Source organism: Streptomyces aureoversilis, assembly GCF_042657885.1.
Lineage (GTDB): Bacteria > Actinomycetota > Actinomycetes > Streptomycetales > Streptomycetaceae > Streptomyces > Streptomyces aureoversilis.
In genome coordinates this window covers 387,249-403,524 of record NZ_JBHSKJ010000002.1, presented here as the reverse complement: position 1 = coordinate 403,524, position 16,276 = coordinate 387,249, and the positions used below count along the sequence as shown (strand labels likewise).

The 16,276-nt window shown below is 75.1% G+C and carries 11 protein-coding genes and 1 pseudogene; 3 read left to right on the top strand and 9 right to left on the bottom strand.

Annotation, left to right across the window (positions count from 1 at the left end; all coding sequences use genetic code 11):
• Nucleotides 1-137 precede the first annotated feature (137 nt).
• On the top strand, nucleotides 138-1,145 hold the full coding sequence (locus ACFPP6_RS04670; protein WP_382037476.1) for an LLM class F420-dependent oxidoreductase: 1,008 nt from the start codon (nucleotides 138-140) through the stop codon (nucleotides 1,143-1,145).
• A 31-nt stretch (nucleotides 1,146-1,176) separates the two neighbouring features.
• Here the strand turns inward: ACFPP6_RS04670 and ACFPP6_RS04665 are convergent, their stop codons facing one another.
• From ACFPP6_RS04665 to ACFPP6_RS04645, 5 genes are all read right to left on the bottom strand, one after another.
• Nucleotides 1,177-2,592, bottom strand: coding sequence for a M1 family metallopeptidase (locus tag ACFPP6_RS04665; RefSeq protein ID WP_382037474.1), 1,416 nt, complete (start codon nucleotides 2,590-2,592; stop codon nucleotides 1,177-1,179).
• 67 nt (nucleotides 2,593-2,659) lie between these two features.
• On the bottom strand, nucleotides 2,660-3,472 hold the full coding sequence (locus ACFPP6_RS04660; RefSeq protein ID WP_417801528.1) for a maleylpyruvate isomerase family mycothiol-dependent enzyme: 813 nt from the start codon (nucleotides 3,470-3,472) through the stop codon (nucleotides 2,660-2,662).
• A 77-nt stretch (nucleotides 3,473-3,549) separates the two neighbouring features.
• On the bottom strand, nucleotides 3,550-4,632 hold the full coding sequence (locus ACFPP6_RS04655) for a prenyltransferase/squalene oxidase repeat-containing protein (protein ID WP_382037473.1): 1,083 nt from the start codon (nucleotides 4,630-4,632) through the stop codon (nucleotides 3,550-3,552).
• Nucleotides 4,629-5,363, bottom strand: coding sequence for a class I SAM-dependent methyltransferase (locus ACFPP6_RS04650; protein WP_382037471.1), 735 nt, complete (start codon nucleotides 5,361-5,363; stop codon nucleotides 4,629-4,631). Before ACFPP6_RS04650 ends, ACFPP6_RS04655 begins: the two co-directional genes overlap by 4 nt.
• Nucleotides 5,364-5,832: 469 nt before the next feature.
• A complete protein-coding gene (locus ACFPP6_RS04645) occupies nucleotides 5,833-7,209 on the bottom strand; it encodes a glycosyltransferase family 4 protein (RefSeq protein WP_382037469.1) in 1,377 nt (458 codons plus the stop codon).
• A 221-nt stretch (nucleotides 7,210-7,430) separates the two neighbouring features.
• Here ACFPP6_RS04645 and ACFPP6_RS04640 point away from each other — a divergent pair, with 221 nt between their 5' ends.
• On the top strand, nucleotides 7,431-8,069 hold the full coding sequence (locus tag ACFPP6_RS04640; protein ID WP_382037467.1) for a TetR family transcriptional regulator: 639 nt from the start codon (nucleotides 7,431-7,433) through the stop codon (nucleotides 8,067-8,069).
• Nucleotides 8,070-8,214: 145 nt separating this feature from the next.
• Nucleotides 8,215-8,790 (top strand): annotated as a pseudogene (locus ACFPP6_RS04635) (response regulator); the annotation flags it as partial.
• Here the strand turns inward: ACFPP6_RS04635 and ACFPP6_RS04630 are convergent.
• The 4 genes from ACFPP6_RS04630 to lanKC form a co-directional block, all read right to left on the bottom strand.
• Nucleotides 8,716-10,668: an ATP-binding cassette domain-containing protein gene (locus tag ACFPP6_RS04630; protein WP_382037465.1), complete on the bottom strand. Its 1,953-nt coding sequence runs from the start codon at nucleotides 10,666-10,668 to the stop codon at nucleotides 8,716-8,718. The pseudogene ACFPP6_RS04635 and the gene ACFPP6_RS04630 overlap by 75 nt on opposite strands.
• 584 nt (nucleotides 10,669-11,252) lie before the next feature.
• Nucleotides 11,253-12,956, bottom strand: a complete 1,704-nt coding sequence (locus ACFPP6_RS04625; RefSeq protein WP_382037463.1) for an ABC transporter transmembrane domain-containing protein — start codon at nucleotides 12,954-12,956, stop codon at nucleotides 11,253-11,255.
• 114 nt (nucleotides 12,957-13,070) lie between these two features.
• Nucleotides 13,071-13,196 (bottom strand): SapB/AmfS family lanthipeptide, encoded by a 126-nt coding sequence (locus ACFPP6_RS04620; RefSeq protein ID WP_058044643.1) that lies wholly within the window; start codon nucleotides 13,194-13,196, stop codon nucleotides 13,071-13,073.
• An 84-nt stretch (nucleotides 13,197-13,280) separates the two neighbouring features.
• Complete coding sequence (lanKC, locus tag ACFPP6_RS04615) at nucleotides 13,281-16,142, bottom strand: class III lanthionine synthetase LanKC (RefSeq protein WP_382037461.1); 2,862 nt, start codon at nucleotides 16,140-16,142, stop codon at nucleotides 13,281-13,283.
• Nucleotides 16,143-16,276: the final 134 nt, after the last annotated feature.

The following is a 16,276-nucleotide window of genomic DNA, read 5'->3' as shown; positions in this document are numbered from 1 at the left end:
CCGGTCCGGGACCCGTGCCGGGCCCTCTTGCCGGGTCCTTTTGCCGGGTCCTCTTGCCGGGGCACCGGCACGGGCCTACCGTCGGAGACCTGGATCTGACCACCCGTCAGTTGACTGGACCCGCCGGGAGGGCATCCGTGCGGCTCGGCCTCGCGCTCGGCTACTGGGGACGCGGCCCCGACCCCCGCCACCTCGACCTCGCGCGGGAGGCGGAGCGCCTCGGCTACCACTCCGTGTGGACGGCCGAGTCCTGGGGATCCGACGCCTTCACCCCGCTCACCTGGATCGCCGCGCACACCAGCCGCATCCGGCTGGGCACCGCGGTCGCGCAGATGGCCGCCCGCAGCCCGACCGCCACGGCGATGCACGCCCTCACCCTCGACCACCTCTCCGGCGGCCGGCTGCTGCTCGGCCTGGGGCTGTCCGGCCCGCAGGTCGTGGAGGGCTGGTACGGGCGGCCGTTCCCGGACAGCCCGCTCACCGCGACGCGCGAGTACGTGGACGTGGTCCGCCAAGTGCTGCGCCGCCGGGCCCCGGTGACGCTGGACGGCCGCCACCACGCGCTCCCCTACCGCGGCCCCGGCGCGTCCGGCCTCGGCAGGCCGCTGCGGCCCATCACCCACCCCCTGCGCCCGGACCTGCCGGTCCTGCTCGGCGCCGAGGGGCCCCGCAACGTCGCGCAGACCGCGCGCATCGCCGACGGCTGGCTGCCGCTGTACTGGTCCCCGCTGCGGACCGGCCTGCACGCGGCAGCCCTCGCCTCCGCGCCCGAAGGCTTCCTGGTGGCGCCGCTGGCCCGGGCCCGGGTCTGCGCCGACGTCGCCGAGGGGCTGCGCCCGGTGAAGGCGATGCTCGGCTTCTACATCGGCGGCATGGGGCACGCGCGCCGCAACTTCCACGCCGACCTCATGGCCCGCATGGGGTACGAGGAGGCCGCGCAGCGGGTGCGGGAGCTGTTCCTGGCGGGCCGGCGGGAGGAGGCCGTCGCGGCGGTGCCGGACGCCTTCGCCGACGAGATCTCCCTCGTCGGGCCGCGCGGGCGCATCGCGGAGCGGCTGGAGCTGTGGCGGGCCGGGCCGGTGACGGACCTGCTGGTGACCGCGCCGGACCCGCAGACGCTGCGGGTACTGGCCGAACTGGTGTGACCGGGGCGGCGGGGCACCGCCCGCCCGGCGGTCACGGCCGGTCCGGCTTCCCCTGCCCGTGGAGCCAGGGGCCGAACACGCCGCCGAGGTTCTTCCCGGTGCGCTCCTGCCAGAACCGCTCGAAATCGGCGGTGCCGGCGTTGCCGTGCCGGTACTCTCTCGCCCAGGCCCGGACGTTCGCGAAGAAGGCCTTGTCGCCGACGGCCTGGCGCAGCTTGTGCAGCACCATCGCGCCGCGGCCGTAGACGGGCGGGTCGGAGACGGTGGCCGGGGCGGGGTCGGCGGGCGGGAAGGCCCAGATGCCGTCGCTGAGCGGGTCCTTCCCGGTGTAGTGGTCCTCGAAGATCTGCTGGGCGGAGCGCCCGCCCTGCTTCTCCTCCCACATCCACTCCGCGTACGCGGCGAAGCTCTCGTTGAGCCACATGTCGCGCCAGGTGCGGGGGCTGACGGAGTTGCCGAACCACTGGTGGACGACTTCGTGCACGACGGTCACGTCGTCCGGGGCGGCGTTGAAGTAGGGCTTGGTCTGGGTCTCCAGGGCGTAGTCGACGTAGGGGTTGTGGTCGACGACGGCGCCGGCGGAGGAGAAGGGGTATGGCCCGAAGAGTTCGCTCGCCCAGGCGATGGCCTCGGGCAGCAGCTTCTCCAGGCGGGGCGTGGCCGCGGCCTCCTTGGGGTGGGTGGCGATGTAGACCGGCAGGTCGCCGGCGCGGGTGGTGGTGACCTTGAAGGGGGAGACGGCCACGCTGGCCAGGTAGCTCGCCATCGGCTCGGCGTTGTGCCAGGTGAAGGTCACCTGGCCGCCCTTGGCCCGCCGGCGCTGCAGCTCGCCGTTGGCCACGGCGGTGTAGCCCTCGGGGACGGTCACCGTGAAGTCGTAGGAGGCCTTGTCGGAGGGGTGGTGGTTGCCGGGGAACCAGGCCATCGAGCCGGTGGGCTGGCCGAGGCCGGCCGCTCCGTCGTCGGTCTCGACCCAGCCCTCGGCGACGTCGCCGTCCTCGTCCTTGATCTCCTTCGGCGTGCCGTCGTAGACGACGACCGTCTCGAATTCGTGGCCTTTGCCGATGGACGCCCGGGGCGTCACCGTCAGCTCGCTGCCCTTCCTGGCGGTGCGCGCGGGCTTCCCGTCGACGCGGGCGCTGCGGACCTTCAGCCCGTCGAGGTCGAGGTTGAACGCGCTGAGGTCCTGCGTGGCCCGCGCGGTGATGACGGCCGTGGCCTCCAGGTGGTTGTCCTCGGGGTCGTAGTCGAGGGTCAGGCCGTAGTGGCGGACGTCGTAACCGCCGTTGCCCAGGCGGGGGAAGAGCGGGTCCCCCGCGCCGGGGGCGCCGGCCTCGCGGGACGCGGCGTCACCGGAACCGCCGCAGGCCGCGACGAGCACGAGGGCGGCGGGCAGCACGGCCCGCCGCAGCCACCGGGGCACGAAGGATCTGGGCACAACGGTCATACGGTCATGCTCTCATCCGACTGCCGGGCGACCGGGCGGGACATGCCTCGCTGGAGCCGAAGGGGCCTCAGAAGACGGCCCGCTCCAGCCAGAAGTCGAGCAGCTCGCGGTCGCCCAGGACCTCGACGCGGTCGCTGTCGGCGGGAAGGCGCCGGAAGAGGACGCTCAGCAGGTCGGTCACCGGACCGCGGACGGCCACGGCGGCCTTCTCGTGGGCCCGGCGCCAGGAGACGCCCTCGCCGGTGAGGTCGATGAACCACTCCGCGTCGAGCTCGGCCGGGGTGTCGGTGGCGTGCAGATGGAGGGTGCGGCCGGGGCCGGGCAGCTCCGCCAGGCGCGGCTTGAACGCGACGGCCGCCGGGAAGGTGAGGATGTCCAGCCACTCGTCGAGGCAGTCGGCCGCCACCTCGGGCTCCGCCGTGAAGGGGACGCCCAGGGCGCCCAGGGCGTCGGCGCGGTGCATCAGGGTCTCGTGCGTCATCCGGCGGGCCCAGAAGACGGACCGCTGGTCCTCGGAGAAGGTCCACACCGGGCTGTCGGGCCCCGCCTCGCGCAGGACGGCCACCAGCGCCTCGGCGCCTTCGCCGAGCCATGCGGCGAGAGCGGGCAGATCGTCCACGGAGGGCTCGCCCGGGGCGGGCTCGGGGCCGCCCCGGGCGGTGGTGGACGGCGGCACGAACTCCTTGACCTGATCGCGCACGAGCGTGGTGGCCATCCGGTGGGCCTGGCCCACGTGCAGCAGGAGCCGGCCGAGCGTCCACTCCGGGCAGGTGGGCACGGTGACCGACACGTCGGCGCCCTCGCCCAGGGCGCCCCGCAGGAGGTCGGTCTGGTGCAGGATCTCGGAACAGTAGCGGTCGTGGCTGAGCGTCATCGTCATGACCTCACTGTAGGACCGCCCACTGACAACTCCCCGGACGAGCCCGGACGTTCGGATTCCGGTTCACGCGTGCGCCGCTAGGCGCAGCAGTCCGGCTCCAGCCCGGAGGGCAGCCGCTCCCCGCCGAACACGGCGGTCGTCGCCTCGTCGCCCCCGAGCGCGGCCGCCGCGAGGAGCAGCGAACCCGCCGTCCACGTGGTGCGCTCCTCCGGCCAGACGGCGTCGTCGTCGTAGACGTAGCCCGTCCAGTACATGCCGTCCTCGGCCCGCAGGTGCTGGATCCACTGCAGGATCTGCACGGCGCGGTCGGACTCCCCCATCACCCACAGCGCGAGGGCGAGCTCGCAGCTCTCGCCGCCCGTCACCCACGGGTTGGGCAGCACGCAGCGCACGCCCAGGCCCGGCACCACGAAGCGGTCCCAGCCCTCCTCTATGCGCTCCTTGGCGGCGACGCCGGTGACCGCGCCGCCGAGGACGGGGTAGTACCAGTCCATCGAGTAGCGGTCCTTGTCGAGGAACCGCTCCGGGTGGCGGCGTATCGCGTGCGCGAGCAGGCCCGTGGCCAGCTCCCAGTCCGGCTGCGGCTCCTCCCGGTGCTCGGCGATGGCCAGGGCGCAGCGCAGCGCCTGGTGGATGGACGAGGAACCGGTCAGCAGCGCGTCCGTGACGGGGGTGCCGTCGTCCTCGCGCTTCCAGCCGATCTGCCCGCCGGCCTGCTGCAGCGCCAGGACGAACTCGACGGCGGCGTAGACGGTCGGCCACATGCTGTCGAGGAAGGCGTCGTCGCCGGTGGCGAGGTAGTGGTGCCAGACGCCCACGGCCACGTAGGCGACGAAGTTGGACTCGCGGGAGCGGTCGGTGGGCTCGTCGGCGGCGCCGTCGGCGTAGGCGGCGAACCAGGAGCCGTCGCCGTTCTGGTGGCGGGCCAGCCAGCGGTAGGCGGCCTCGGCGCGCCCGTGCTCGCCGGCGGCGTCGAGGGCCATGGCGGCCTCGACGTGGTCCCACGGGTCGAGGTGGTGGCCGCGGAACCAGGGGATGGCGCCGTCCTCGCGCTGGACGGCGGCGATGCCCGCGACGGTGGCGGTGACCTGCTCGGCGGTCAGGACGCCGGGCAGCACGAGGCGCTCGGTGCGGCCGGAGCCGCGGCTGAAGAGGGTCACGCCTCCGCCCCGGCGGGCAGGTGCGGCTTGGTCGCGTACGCCACGAAGCTCTTGCCGATGAGCGGGTTGAGGGCCTGCTCGGCGACCCGGGTGGCCAGGGGCTTCTTCATGATGTCCCAGACCAGCAGCTTGTGGTAGGCGCGGACGGGCAGCGCCTTGTCGTTGTCGACGCCGAAGGCGCACTTGAGCCACCAGTAGGGGCTGTGCAGGCCGTGGGCGTGGTGGGTGCCGTACGGCTCCAGGCCGGCCTCGCGCATCCGGTCCAGGAGCTCGTCGCCGCGGTAGATGCGGATGTGGCCGCCCTCGACCTCGTGGTAGGCGTCCGAGAGCGCCCAGCAGATCTTCTCCGGGCCGTAGCGCGGGACGGTGACCGCGATCCGGCCGCCCGGCTTGAGGACGCGGACCATCTCGGCGAGCACGCCCTTGTCGTCCGGGATGTGCTCCATGACCTCGGAGATGATGACGACGTCGAAGCTGTCGTCGGGGAAGGGCAGGGCCAGGGCGTCGCCCTCCATGGCGGTGGCGGTGGCCCCGGCCGGGGCCTCACCGGCCTCCTTCATGGCGGCGAACCACTTGGCGACCTCGCGTATCTCCTCGGCGTTGCGGTCGAGCGCGACGACGCGCGCTCCGCGCCGGTAACACTCGAAGGCGTGCCGGCCCGCGCCGCAGCCCAGGTCGAGGACGCGGTCGCCTGCGGCGAGCGGGAAGCGGGAGAAATCGACGGTCAGCACGGGTATTTGCCTTCGGCCGGCGGGACGGGGTGGTTGGTTGCGGGGACGGGGGGCCTCCGGCCGGGGTCACCGGAGCAGGGCGCAGCCGGGTGACCTCGGTCGGGCACCGCCGGGCTGCACCGCGCGGGCCGAGCGCCGCTGCGGCGGGAGATCTCTGCCGGTCGCGCGGCATGGCCTGCGGCGCTGCGGTCGCGCTCGACGGGACCTCCGCCGCAACGGCGGGCAGCCCCCGCGGCGGAGGCCGGCGGTGCCGAACGAGCCCGGCCCGGCACCGCCGGACGGCGCCACTGTGGCCGAGCGCCGCTGCGGCGGGAGATCTCTGCCGGTCGCGCGGCGTGGCCTGCGGCGCTGCGGTCGCCTTCGGGCAGCCCTCCGCCGTTGCGGCGAGGGGTCGCTGCCGGCAGCGCAGTCGTGCCCGTCCGGCGGGGCCGGGGCTCCCGCCGGACCGTGCAGCGTGCCGCGCCCGGCATCAGGCGCGCCGTCCGGCACTTCGGGCGCCGCCCGCGAGGGCGATCGCCTCGCGGTAGTGGCGGGCCGTGCCGAGCGCGGCTTCGCGCCAGGTGAAGCGGGAGAGGACGCGTTCGCGGCCCGCGGCGCCGAGGCGGCGGCGGAGTCCGGGGTCGTCCAGGAGCCGGCCCAGGGCGGAGGCGAGGGCTCCGGAGTCGCCCGGCGGGACGGCCAGGCAGGTCTCCCCGTCGGGGCCCGCGACCTCCGGTATGGCACCGCCGGTGGTGGCGGCCAGTGGTGTGCCCGTGGCCATGGCCTCGGCGGCCGGCAGCGAGAAGCCCTCGTACAGCGACGGCACGCAGGCGACCTGCGCCGAGCGCACGAGGTCGACGAGCTCGGCGTCGGTGATGCCCTTGACGAACTCGACGGCGCCCTCCAGCCCGCAGCGCCGGATCGCGGTGGCGATCGGCCCGTCCTCGGCGCGCTTGCCGACGACCACGAGGTGCGCGCCGGGGTGGCGGCGGCGGACCACGGCCAGCGCCTCGATCAGGTGGATGAGGCCCTTGAGGGGGACGTCCGCGCTGGAGGTGGTGACGATGCGGCCCGGGACCTCGGGCACGGACGGGTCGGGCGAGAACAGGTCGGTGTCGGCGCCGATGGGCACGACGTGCACCCGCTCGGCCCGGACGCCGAGGTGGTCGACGATCTCCTGGCGCGAGGAGCCGGAGACGGTGAGCACGGACGGCAGCCGGCGGGCGACCCGCTTCTGCATCCGGGTGAAGCCGTACCAGCGGCGCACGGAGGCCCGCCGCTTCCAGTCCGCGGCGGCGGCGAGGTCGAGCTGCCGGTCGACGGTGATGGGGTGGTGGATGGTGGTCACCAGCGGAGCGCCGATCGCGGCGGTGCCGCCGAGGAGCCCGTAGCCCAGGGTCTGGTTGTCGTGGACGACGTCGAACCGGCCGCGCTGCGCGGCGAGATGCCGCCGCGCGCGCAGGCTGAAGGTGAGCGGCTCGGGGAAGCCGCCCGTCCACATCGTGGAGACCTCCAGCGCGTCGATCCAGTCGCGGTACTCGTCGCGGCCGGGCGTGCGGAAGGGGTCCGGCTGGCGGTAGAGGTCGAGGCTCGGGAGCTCGGTGAGGGTCACGCCCTCGTCGAGGACGGGGTACGGCTGGGAGCCGATGACCTCGACGCTGTGCCCGAGGCGGGCGAGTTCGCGGGAGAGGTGGCGGACGTAGACGCCCTGGCCGCCGCAGAACGGGTTGCCCTTGTAGGTGAGCAGCGCGATCCGCAGGGGGCGGTCGCCGTCCCCGTCCCGGAGGCCGTCGTTCCGTGCGTCCTGCCCCGCGTGCGCCTCGCGCGCCGCATGTGCGAGAGCTGCCTCAGTGGCCTCAGCGGTCACTCCCCCGGCCTCCTTCTGGCTGCTGTTCCGGCCGGAGCGTAACCGGTCGCGCTAATCTAGAACAAGTTTCAGACTGGGTCGTCCAGAAGCCTCGAATCTACCGGCCGGAAAGGCGGTCGCCAGGACCGGATCGGGTGATTCGCGCCACGGCCCGGCCCCTGCCATGCTGTGCCGTCCGGGCCGGACAGACACCCTGGATGGATTGCCACGGAATGGGACATATGACGACGGAACCCAAGTCGCCGACCGCGCGGGCCGTACCCGCCGGGCCCAGCCTTCCCCTGACCGAGCGTCAGGAGGCCCGCCGCCGCCGGATCCTGCAGGCCACCGCGGAGCTCGCGAGCCGCGGCGGCTTCGACGCCGTGCAGATGCGCGAGGTCGCCGAGGCGGCGGGCGTCGCGCTCGGCACGCTCTACCGCTACTTCCCCTCCAAGGTCCACCTGCTGGTCGCCACCATGCAGGACCAGCTGCAGCGGCTGCACGGGACGCTGCGCAAGCGCCCGCCCACCGACGCCGACCCGGCCGCGCGCGTGGCCCAGACCCTGATGCGGGCCTTCCGCGCGATGCAGCGCGAACCGCACCTGGCCGACGCGATGGTGCGCGCCCTCACCTTCGCCGACCGCTCGGTGAGCTCCGAGGTCGACACCGTCTCCCGGCTCACCACGACGATCATCCTGGACGCCATGGGGCCGGCCGGGCCGCCCTCCCCCGAGCAGCTCTCCGCCGTCCGCGTCATCGAGCACACCTGGCACTCGGCGCTCATCACCTGGCTCTCGGGGCGCGCTTCGATCGCACAGGTGCGGATCGACATCGAGACCGTCTGCCGGCTCATTCGGCTCACTACCCCACAACAGGCCTGACGCGCTACCCCCGGCACCCGATTCATGAGGGGCGCTTTCGAGTGAACTTGGGGCGCACGTGGCGGAATTCATGCGCCCTTGCGCCCCCTCCATGTCCGGTATACGCGCCCGGAGCGGTGGCACACGCCGGTATGAATGAGCGTCGGTGTCCGGTGCAGCACACGCTGCGCGGGGGAGCGGGAAGGCGGGGACCGTGATCCGGGTTCTTCTGGTGCATGACACCTATCTGCTGCGAGCGGCGCTGGCGGCTCTCATCGGCAGAGAGCCGGACCTGGAGGTCTCATCGGCGTCATGGCAGCGCGCGGTGGCCATGTCCGACTCGCTGCGGCCGGACGTGTGCGTGGTGGACATGGACAGCCCGGAGGCCGGCGGGCCGGGCGGTCTGCGGGAGCTGTCCGGGCACGGTGACGCACGCGACGACAGGGTGGCCCTGCTCGCCCTGGCCAGCGCGGGCCGGCCGGGGCCCCTGCGCCGGGCGTACGAGGAGAAGGCTCTGGGGTACCTGAGCAAAAACGCTTCTCCCGACCGGCTCGTCGAAGGGATACGGCATGTGGCGAACGGCGAGCGGTACATCGACGAGACGCTCGGCTTCGGCTTCCTGGAGGCCGCGGAGATCCCCCTGACCAGACGCGAGCTGAGCGTGCTGTCACTCGCGGCGGAGGGGGCGTCCGTCGGGGAGATCGCCCACAGCCTGCACCTGTCCAACGGGACGGTGCGCAACTACATGGCCGCCATCACCCGCAAGACCGGGGCGCGGAACCGGGTCGACGCGATCCGTATCTCGCAGGTGGCGGGGTGGGTGTGAGGGGTTGGGGTGTGAGGGGTTGGGGTGCGCGGGGGTGCGGGGTACGGGGTGCGCGGGTTCCGCAGGTTGCGCGGGTTCTGCAAGCTGCGCGGGTTCCGCGGCGCCCATGAGGTCGCGGTAGAGCGGGGACCGCGCCAGCAGCTCGTGGTGCTCCCCGCAGGCCGTGTCCGCGCCGTCCATCACCAGGATGCGGCCGGCCCGGCGGGCGGATGAGGCCCGGTGCGCGATGACGACGAGGGTGCCGCCCGGGCGGCGCGCGAAGGCCCGCTCCGCGCGGGCCTCCGCTACGGGGTCGAGGTGACAGGTCGCCTCGTCCAGCACGGCCAGGGGGGCGGGCGACAGGTACGCCCGGGCCAGGGCGACCTGCTGCCGCTCCCCCGCCGAGAGCTCCGCCGGGGCGAGGGGGGCCGCGAAACCGCCCACGCGGCGGACGAGTTCCTCCATGCCGAGCGCCTCGGCGGCCGCCCGCAGCTCGTCCTCGGGGACGGGGGCGGCGCGCAGGTAGCCCAGGTTGTCGGCGAGCGTCCCCGTGAACACGTACGCCTCCTGCGGGATCAGCACCCGCTGCGCGGCGGCCGCCGCCGTGCCCGCCCGGGCGCCGCCCACGGTGACCTCGCCGCCGCCCGGGCGCAGGAGGCCCGCGACCAGCCCGGCCAGCGTCGACTTCCCGACGCCGCTGGGGCCGACGACCGCGAGGTGCGCGCCCCGGGGCAGCGTCAGGTCCAGGTCCCGTACGACGGGGTCGGCGCGGTCGCCGTACGCGAAGGTGAGGCGGCGCAGTTCGAGGGCGGGGGTGGAGGCGGAGGTGGACGGCGGGGTGGCCGGCGGGATGCCCGCCACCCCGGCGGCCGGCGTCGGCGGGCCCTGCTCCGTCAGCCTGCGCACCACCACGGCGAGGCGCGAGCCGCTCGTGCCGAGGCCGTGGACGAGGTTCTGCAGCGCGGGCATCAGGGACTGCGTCAGATAGGCCAGCGCGCCCACCAGGCCGCCCGCGGTGACGCCCCGGTCCAGCAGCCACGGCGCCCCGGCCAGCAGGAGCACCACCGGCAGCTGCCCGGCCAGGGCCAGGGCAATGACCCGGACGACGGACCAGCGGGCGAGCGAACGGGAGGCGTGCAGCGCGGCGTCGGTGAGCGCGCCCGTCTCCGCGCGGACGCGGGGCTCGGCGCCCGCCGCGGTGACGTCGCGCAGGCCGGAGAAGACGTCGCCGAGCACGGCGGCGAGGGCCTCGTCCGCGGCGAGGTACGCCTCCTGGCGGCGGGCCAGCGGGCGCAGCGTCGCCAGGAACAGGACGAGGCCGAGCGCGAGGGGCGGCGCGACGACCGCCAGCAGCGGGGGCGCGAGCAGGAACAGGCCCGTCAGGGCACCGGCCGCGGTGAAGACGAACGAGCGCGAGACCATGACCAGGCCGGCGAAGGCGTCACGGGCGATCTCCACCTGGTGCGTCAGCCGGGACACGGCCGCGGTGTCGCCGCGGTGCAGGGCGCGGGAGACGACCGTCCTCACGAGCCCGTCCCGGAAGGGCTCCACGAGTCCGGCGACGCCGCCGTACGTACGCCCGGTCCCGTACGCCCCGACGACCACGGCCACCGCGGCCAGCCCCAGCCACGCCAGCCCCGTGCGGGGCCGCCCGGCGAGAAACCCCCCGTCGAGCGCCTCGGCCAGCGCGTACCCCAGCGCGAACGTGTACCCGGCCTCAACGACGGACCACGCGAGCAGCGCCGCGACGACGCGCCGCCGTCCGGCGAGGTAACGAACACCTCGCCGGGCGAGCCCGGGCTCAACGGGTGTCACGGGGACCTCCTGAATCGGCGGAACGGCTGCACCCGGCCCGGCACCGCCGGAATGCGCCGTAGGACGACTCGCCGTCGCGGCGGAAGAGGGGTGGCCGACACCCGGCCGACACCGACGGCCGGCCCGGCATCACCGGACAACTCCCGCCGGGACGCCAAAGCCCGGCCCGGCACCGCCGGGACCCGCCGTAGGACCACTCGCCGTCGCGGCCGAAGAAGGGTGGCCGACACCCGGCCGACACCAACGGCCGGCCCGGCATCACCGGACAACTTCCCCCGGGACGCCAAAGCCCGGCCCGGCACCGCCGGGACTGGCCGTGGGACGACTCGCCATCGCGGCGGAAGAGGAGTGGCTGACACCCGGCCGACGTCAGCAGCCGCGTCGCCACCGCCGGACGGCTCCGCCCGTGACGGCCGAGGCCGGCCGGCACCGCCGGAATGCGCCGCAGGACGACTCGCCGTCGCGGCGGAAGGAGCAGGCCTGCGCTCGCGCGGTCGGGCGGTCCGAGGTCGGGGCCTCGCGGTTCTCTTCCGTCGCTGCGGCGGGGCACCCCCACCGGGCGGCTCGGCGGTCGTGATGATGCCTCAGGCATCGAAGACCGCCCTGTACTGCGGGTCCCGCCACAGCTCGGCGTGCGGGGCCAGCGCCCTTACCTCGCCCTCGTGGAGCCACAGGACGCGGTCCGTGCTCGCGGCCGTGGTCACGCGGTGGGCTATCAGTACGCGCGTGGGGGCGGCGGCAGCGTGCAGGGCTGCCGTTACGCGGCGTTCCGTCGCCGTGTCCAGGCTGGACGTGGCGTCGTCCAGGATCAGGAGGCGGCCGGTGTGGGCGAAGGCGCGGGCGAGGCCCAGGCGCTGGGCTTCGCCGCCCGAGAGGGGGGCGTCCGCGCAGGGCGTGTCGTAGCCGCGCGGGAGGCGCCGTACGAAGTCGTGCGCGCACGCCGCCCGCGCCGCGGCCTCCCGCGCCTTGCGCCCCGGTGTGACCGCCCCGAAGCCGATCGTGCCGCCGACCGTGCCGCCCAGAAGCGCGGGCCGGGCGAAGGCGTGGCCGACGGCGCGGCGCAGGTCGTCGCGGCGGAGGGCGGGGAGGGGGACGCCGTCGAGGAGGACGGTGCCGGCGTCGGGGTCCGTGAGCCGGCCGGCGGCCTGCGCGAGGACGGACTTGCCGCTGCCGGAGCGTCCGACGACGGCCAGCGACGTCCCTCCGGGGACCGTCACGCTCACCTCGTGCAGGACCCGGCGCCCGCCCCGCACGACGCTCACGCCGCGCAGCTCCAGCGTGCCGGGCCCGGGCGGCAGCCGCCGCTCCCCGTAAGGGACTTCGGGCACGGCGAGGACCTCCGCGGTGCGGGCGGCCGCGGCGCGGGCGCGGGCCGCGGCGTTGAGGTGGCCGACGAGCATGCCGACGCCGGTGGCGAGGACGGCGTAGCGGGAGGCGGCGAGGAGGTCTCCGACGGTGAGGAGGCCCTGGGAGAGCCGGAGGCCGGCGACGGCGAGGACGGTGATCTGGAGCAGCGGCACGAGCGTGCCGGCCTGGGCCGTGGAGCGGCCCTGGACGCGCCACATGCGGTGCCCCTGGCGGGAGAGCCCGGGCAGCGGCCGGAGGATGCGGGCCTCTTCGCGGGCGGCGGTGCCGGCGGCGGCGATGGTGCGGGCGCCGTCGAGCGCTTCGACGAGGCGCCCGGCGATGTCCCCCTGGAGCTGCTGGTAGCGGGCGACGCAGTCCGTGGAGGCGCGGGTGAAGGCGTGCAGGAGGGCGGCGAGCAGGGGGGCGCCGGCGAGGAAGGCGAGCGCGAGCCAGGGGTCGATGAGGCCGAGGGCGACGATCCCGCCGACGGGGCCGGCCACGGAGGCGGCGGCGTGGGCGAGCGTGGCGGGCGCGGTGCCGGTGTCGGCGGCGTTGCCGACGAGGCGGGTGACGAGGTCGCCGGGCGGGAAGCGGCCGGTGGCCTGCGGGCCCGCGGCGAGGACGTGGCCGAGGAGCCGGTGGCGCAGCCGGGCGGTGGCGCGGGCGGCGGTGGTGCCGGTGAGGAGTTCGGTGAGGGCGTCGAGGGCGGCGGGCCCGGCGACGAGGAGCGCGCACAGGGCGACCCAGCGGCCGGCGTCGGCGCCGCGGCGGGCGAGGAGCAGGTCGAGGGTGTGGCCGAGGGTGACGGGCAGCAGCAGCGCGGCTCCGGTGGAGGCGACCGCGAGGAGGGCGAGCGCGGCGGCGCGGCCGGCGTTGTGCCGGGCGGTGCCGAGCAGCAGCCGGTCTCCGGCGGAGGCCGTGGCGGTGCGGGTGTGTGCCATGGATCGGTGGCCCTCGTGTCCGTACCATCCGTAGGGGAAAAGCGGACCCGGGCGGGCCCCTCGTCGCAGGAGGGGCCCGCCCGGTGCCGGATCAGCGTCGGATCCGGCACCGGATCACAGACAGATCAGCACGCTGGCGGTGCTGACGCACGAGAGCAGGCTGACCGTGCTCTGGCCGCCGCCGCCGTGACCGCCGGTGTTCTCGTCGGACTCCATGTTCTGCAGGTCGAGGAGCGCCATGGTCGTGTTCCTTTCGTGGGGTTCCCGTGGGGACGGGGTCCGGTTTCTTTCGTTCTGTTGCTACTTGCTACTTGCGTTTTCTTGCTACGGCTCCACAACGGCATGGAGCCGGCTTCGGGGCCCCCGTGGGGGCGCTAGAAACGGCAGCTGCGCGGGCCCTGCGGGCGGCCGGGCGCCGTCGTCGCCGAGGGCGGCGGCGAGGGCGAGCAGGCAGCCGGCCGTTCCGGTGGCGAGGTCCATGGACAGCCGCATCATCTGGCTGCCGGGGTAGGCGAGTTCGCCCTGGTAGGACATGGCGTACCAGGAGAGCCCGCGGACCTGCGCGGCGAGGTGCTCCGCGGTCGCGCCGGGCGCGGTGGTGCGGGCGAGGTGCAGGATCATCCCGGCCCGGCCCTGGAACAGCCCGGGCTGGGCGTAGAAGCGGGAGCGGGCGGCGGTGAGGATGCCGTCACGCGCCTCGGTCAAGTACGGGTCGGGGTCCGGGGCGTGGGCGAGGAAGTCGTCCAGGACCATGCCGATGCCGGCGCTGCCGTCACCGAGGTAGGGCATGGTGCGCCAGCCCTCGTCGACTTCGAGGGTGCCGTTGTCCGTGCGGGTGCAGCGGGCGAGGTCGGCGCGCAGGGCCTGCTCGGCGAGGTCGAGGAGGGCGGGGGCGCCGGTGCGCTCGTACAGCCGCAGGAAGAGCAGGGCGGGCCCGCTCGCGCCGCGCAGGAGGCCGGCGCGCCGGCGGGGTGCGCCGCTGTCGTCCTCCCGGCCGGAGGAGTCGGCGGCGAGCCGGTCGGCGAGGAGCTGGGCGGCCTCGACGGCCTGGTCGTGGAGCTGGCGTTCGCCGGTGGTGCGGGCGAGGTGGTCGAGGGCGAGGCCGACGCCGGCCAGGCCGCTGCGCAGGTCGGAGGTGAGGCGCTGCCACTGCTCGCCGAGCATGAGCCCGGACAGGTCCAGGGCGCGCCGGGTGTGGCCGAGCCGGTCGAGGGTGCAGGCGACGCCGGCGAGGCCGTCGTAGAGGCCGAGCGGGGTGCCGGACGGGACGGGGGCCGTCTGCCGCAGCAGCCACTCCTCGCCCTCTTCGTAGCGCTCGGCGCCGGCTTCGGCGAGGGCGTGCAGGACGCCCGCGGCGCCGTGCGCGAGGCCGAGGCCGCCGCCCTCGGCGAACTGGGCGATGTCCCCGGGGAAGAGGCGGTCGTCGCGCTCCGGCGTGGCGGAGGCGAGGAGGGCGCGGACCATGGACGCGCGGGCGCGGGGCCAGTCCTCGGCGGGGTCGGGCAGGTCGTGCGGGGCGAGGGCGCGACCGGCGCCGGGGGCGAGGGTGTGGGTGCGGCGCCCGGGCGGGCCGGAGGCCGCGGAGGGGGCCGGCCCGGCCGCCTCCCCCGGGGCGGCCCCGGCCGGGCCGGTGCTCGGCGGCGCCACGGAGCCCGGCGGATCCGCCACCGCGACGGCTTCCGCCGCCATGCCGGCGGGCTCCGTCACCGTACGACCGGCGGTCTCCCCCACCCCCCGCGTGATCTCCGCCACCGCCTCGTCGAGGAACTCCCGCGGCACCGGGAACTGTCCGGCGATCACGTCGGCCAGGTGGGCCGCCTTGGCCCGGTCGATGACGAAGAGCGTGGTGATGGGCAGGAAGAGGGCGAGCCGCAGGCAGGCCAGGGCGTAGCGGTCGACATCGGTGCCGCGGCGGTCCGGCGGGGCGAAGAACCCGGGGTGGGCGACGACCTGGCGGCCGTGCTCGGAGGCGGGCGCGGCGGCCTCGAAGTCGATGAGGACGACGGATTCTTCGTCCGGCGCGACCATGATGTTGAACATGTGGAGGTCGTTGAAGACGACGCCCCGCGCGTGGACCTTCTCGACGGCCTCCTCGACGGCGCGGTGGATGCGCAGCGCCCACGCGGTGTAGTCGGCGGTGGCGGTGGGCTCCGGGTCCGCGGCGAGCAGCGGGTGGCGGTGGGCGAAGAAGGAGTTGAGGGGCTTGCCCTCGACGAAGTCCATGACGAGGAAGCGGTGGTCGCCGATGGTGAGCCAGTCCCGCGGCTCGGGGGCGACGCCGAGGCCGGCGAGCCGCTCCAGGGCGTCCTTCTCGCGCTCCAGGCGGGCGACGGCGTCGGCCCCGTCGGCGGCGAGCCCGGCGTGGGGGCGGCCTTCCTTGAGGACGACCTTGCGGCCGTCGCGCGTGTCGGTGCCGGCGTAGACGCCGCCGCCGTTGGAGAAGTGCAGGGCCTTCTCGATGCGGTAGGGCAGGTCGCCGACGGTGGTGGCGTTGCGCGCGGCGAGGTGCGGGGCGAGGAAGCCGGGGAGCGTCACCCACGCGGGGACCTGGAAGGCGGGGTTGCGGGAGTCGGGGACGAGCTTGCCGTCCCCGTCCTCGACGGCGGGCACGAGGGCGCCGCGCCCGTCGATGCAGAAGCGGCGGGTGAAGGCGCCGTAGCGGACGTAGAGGGGGCCTTCGTGCCAGCGCAGGTCGGTGAGGATGTACGGGCCGGGGCGGCCGCCGACGATCTCGTGCAGCCCGGCGAGGGTGGTGTGCAGCTGCTCCTCGCCGGAGGGGTAGACGGTGACGAACTTCCCGCTGTGGCCGCGCTCCGCGTACTTGTTGTTGCGCAGGTGGAGCAGGTGGGGGCCGGGGACGAACTTGAACGGGATGTCCCGGGCGACGCAGTAGTCCCAGACGTCGGCGGCGGTCTTGTCCGCGGTGTCGGCGGTGGCGGAGACGTGGATCTTCCAGCCCTGGTGGGGCTGCCCGGGCCGCGGGCCGCCGTCCTCCCCGGCGGGGAAGACGTGGAGCCAGTCGCCGTGGCGGGAGGTGCTCCAGCCGGCGGGGGCGGGGCGGCGGGCGGTCTCGTACCAGCCCGCCTCTTGGGATCCCTCGCCGCCCGCCCCCGGGACGGACAGCCGGTCCGGGGTCTCGTAGAAGTGCCTGTCGGCCAGGCAGTAGACCTCGTACCGCGCGTCCATCGTCGCCCCCCTCGGCTGCGTTGCCTAGAGATTTCCACGCCGTGAGGGGACCGGCCAGTCACATGTGTCATCAAGGAAGTGTGCGGAACGCATGAGTAACAACGCGCGTGCGTACGAACGGCGTTGCTGCACAC